The 2,751-nt window shown below is 55.9% G+C and carries 1 protein-coding gene; it reads right to left on the bottom strand.

The window, feature by feature from the left end; translation table 11 throughout:
- Nucleotides 1–523: 523 nt before the first annotated feature.
- Nucleotides 524–2,536 carry an immunoglobulin domain-containing protein gene (locus DWV48_RS09055; protein ID WP_158574864.1) on the bottom strand — a complete coding sequence of 671 codons (2,013 nt, stop codon included), beginning with the start codon at nucleotides 2,534–2,536 and terminating at the stop codon, nucleotides 524–526.
- Nucleotides 2,537–2,751 lie beyond the last annotated feature (215 nt).

Genomic DNA, 2,751 nt, shown 5'->3' with positions numbered 1-2,751 from the left:
GAGCATTTCCCAGTTGACAAAACTATAGGAACACCCCCCTCTTCGCAACGAAGTCGACCTCCTTTTGGTACAGCTTCCCGACGTAGGTCTCGTAGCCCCGCCTCATCAGCTCGAGGCCTTCATGAGCTCGGACTTGCCGGAGCGACGCATCCCCGTGATCGCCTTGATGTCCCGGGTGCCCTCGAGCGCCTAGAGCCGCTCCATGTACGTATTGCGGTCTACCCAAGCCATCATCCGCTCCTTCTTGGTTTCGAAACTCGATTTATCTTAAAGTTTCGAAACTGAGCGGGCAATCGGCTTTCGGATCAAAGCTGGGTCATGGCGTAAAAAGCCCCTGACGAGGCCTTTTTCTCCATGTCCGGCTCGACTGCGCCCTGGACGGACCCTCCAGGCGACGTCCCCCCAGGCGACGTATCGAGAGCGTCCTCTCGAATCCCCGCTTGCTCGGCGCCCGCGTAAAAGAACCGCCCCGCAGGATTTCCTGCGGGGCGGGATGGAACCCGTAAAGCGCTCTCGGCGAAGCCTAGATGCGGGACCTTCTCAGAGCGAATACCCCTGTTGCGATAGAGGTGACGGCGAGGATAGAAAGCGCCGCTATCGGCAGCATGGAGTCGTCGCCGGTCTTGGCGAGCGATTCCTTGTCGCTGTCGCTGGCGGCCTTATCGTTCGCAGGTTTATCATCGGCCGCCTGCTTCTCTGCCGCAGCGACGGTGAACCCGGTCTCGGCGGTGCCGGTATCGGAGACGATCGCCAGCGTGTGCTTTCCTGCAGGCAGGGTCTCAAGGTAGGAGGGCTTCAGGGTGACGATGGTGCTGCCCTCCTTAACGGTATATTTGGAGGCATCAAGGTCTTTCCCGTCCACCTGCACCTTCTGGAAGTCATCGAAGGCGGCGTTGGAGGTGAAGGACAGTCCGTCCTCGCTGCCCTTTTGCCACTTCCCGTTCGCGCCTTCAATGATCATTGCCGTGAAGGCGGGGTCGACCTCACTGCAAACGATGCATTTGCCGTTCTCGTAGCGGTGGCCGGTGGCCGGGATGTCTGCCACTTCCTTCGTATCCGTGTAGGTCTGACCATTAAATTCAACGGTTGCCGTATAAGCGGTTACGCCTGTTTCCGTGCAGGTGGCTGGCTTCTTCACTGCTGGTGTAACCGTTACCTCCGGAGTCTCCTTATGGGTTGCATCATTTTCACAGGTGAATGTGGCAGTTGCTGATTTACCATCTTCAGTCCAGCTCCAGACGGGATTACCCCATGTATGGACGTGTTCTTTGACTGTCAAGGAAACTGCATCACTTGTGATGCTTCCTGCGCTGTTGCGCACCACACAGTGGTATTGATAGCCGTTCATGCTGGTAGTGGTGGCCTCTGTGGTATAGGTAGCATCGGTGGCACCAACAATATCCGTCCAGCTTTGACCGCTGTCAGTGCTTTGCTGCCACTGATAAGACAACGGCTCGGTGCCGCTGGTCACAACGGTAAAAGTGGCGGTTCCGCCCTCGGTCACAGTCTGGCTTGTAGGCTGGGTGGTGATGGTGGGGGCATATTTCACCGTACCCGTTATTTTATCCCCGCCAGTGAGGGTACCGCCATCTACAATCACTTCATGGCTGCCTGTATTCAAGCTGGCGCCCTTTCCGATGGTCAGGCTCTCGCCCTCGCCAATCTCCAAATCCTCCTGCAAGGTCACATTGCCGTATACGGTGCCGGTGCCGTTGTCAAAGACGATACCGCCGGTACTATCGCTGCCTGTTTCGTACTGGATCGGAGAAGAAGAATAACTTGCAATTCCACCGGCACTGCCGTTGGCCCGCACGATGGCGTTGTCGCTGACGGTCACTGTGGGGGTGCCGGAGCCGGAACTGGAGCCAAACTGCATTGTAATCCCTGCAAATAGCGTATCGCTGCCAGTTGCGGTCAGGCTGCCGCCATTCACCGTCAGTGATGCGTTCGAGCTATCACCACACTGTATTCGAACGCCATCGCTATAACCGCTTGAACTTGCAGTGACCTTAGCGTCCGTGATGGCAAGGGCACCATTGCTGGTGTTGCTTTGAACTCTGATTCCTGGATTAGAACCGCTAATGGCATTCAGAATGCCGTCGCCCGTGATGGTCAGGTTGGCACTGCCAGTAGAAGGGGCTAATACATAAATTGCCGTGCTGACATCTTTTATTGTATTGGTGCCCTCCAATGTGATGGTCAATTCTGCATTGCCGTTCTGATTGAGCACACCAATGGCTGCACCCACGATAAGAGTACTGGTATCATAGGGTGTTTCCTCTTTAATAGTGGCGTTGTGCAGGGTCAAGGTATTACTACCTGCGTCATAATGGATAAAGTTGTCCGCCGGCGTGCCTTCGCCTGTGTATGCGGTGACGTTTCCATCGTTGTCGGTCGTCCAGTAGCCGCCTCTTGTCACATTTTCGTTGCCTACATAAATCATCTGTCCGCCCGGCGCTGCCGCCAGCGCCGTGGCGGGCAGCAGGCCCAGACAGAGCGCCAGGACGCAGAGCAGGCTCAAAAAACTTCTCTTCATGGCGGCCCTCCTTGCTCCATGAATAATCCATTCTTTTATTATCCCATAAAAAGAATGTGTTCCGCCTTCCGCTCTTGATAGAAGGCAGGGAGGAAGCCTCCGAGGGCGCATGGCTTGCATCCCCCGATTGCCGTATTAGAGACGGCGTGCGCGCCCGTTGAGCACCATCTGCGACCACCCATTACAGTCTGAAATAGGCCATCGATAAATTTCGA

Source organism: Collinsella sp. AF08-23 (genome assembly GCF_003479805.1).
GTDB lineage: Bacteria > Actinomycetota > Coriobacteriia > Coriobacteriales > Coriobacteriaceae > Collinsella.
The sequence above is the reverse complement of the archived record's forward strand: the minus strand, read 5'-3'. Positions and strand labels throughout refer to the sequence as shown.

What these genes read in the sequence shown, in the direction of transcription:
- DWV48_RS09055 (WP_158574864.1), bottom strand. Translation starts at nt 2,536, where the DNA reads ATGAAGAGAAGTTTTTTGAGCCTGCTCTGCGTCCTGGCGCTCTGTCTG.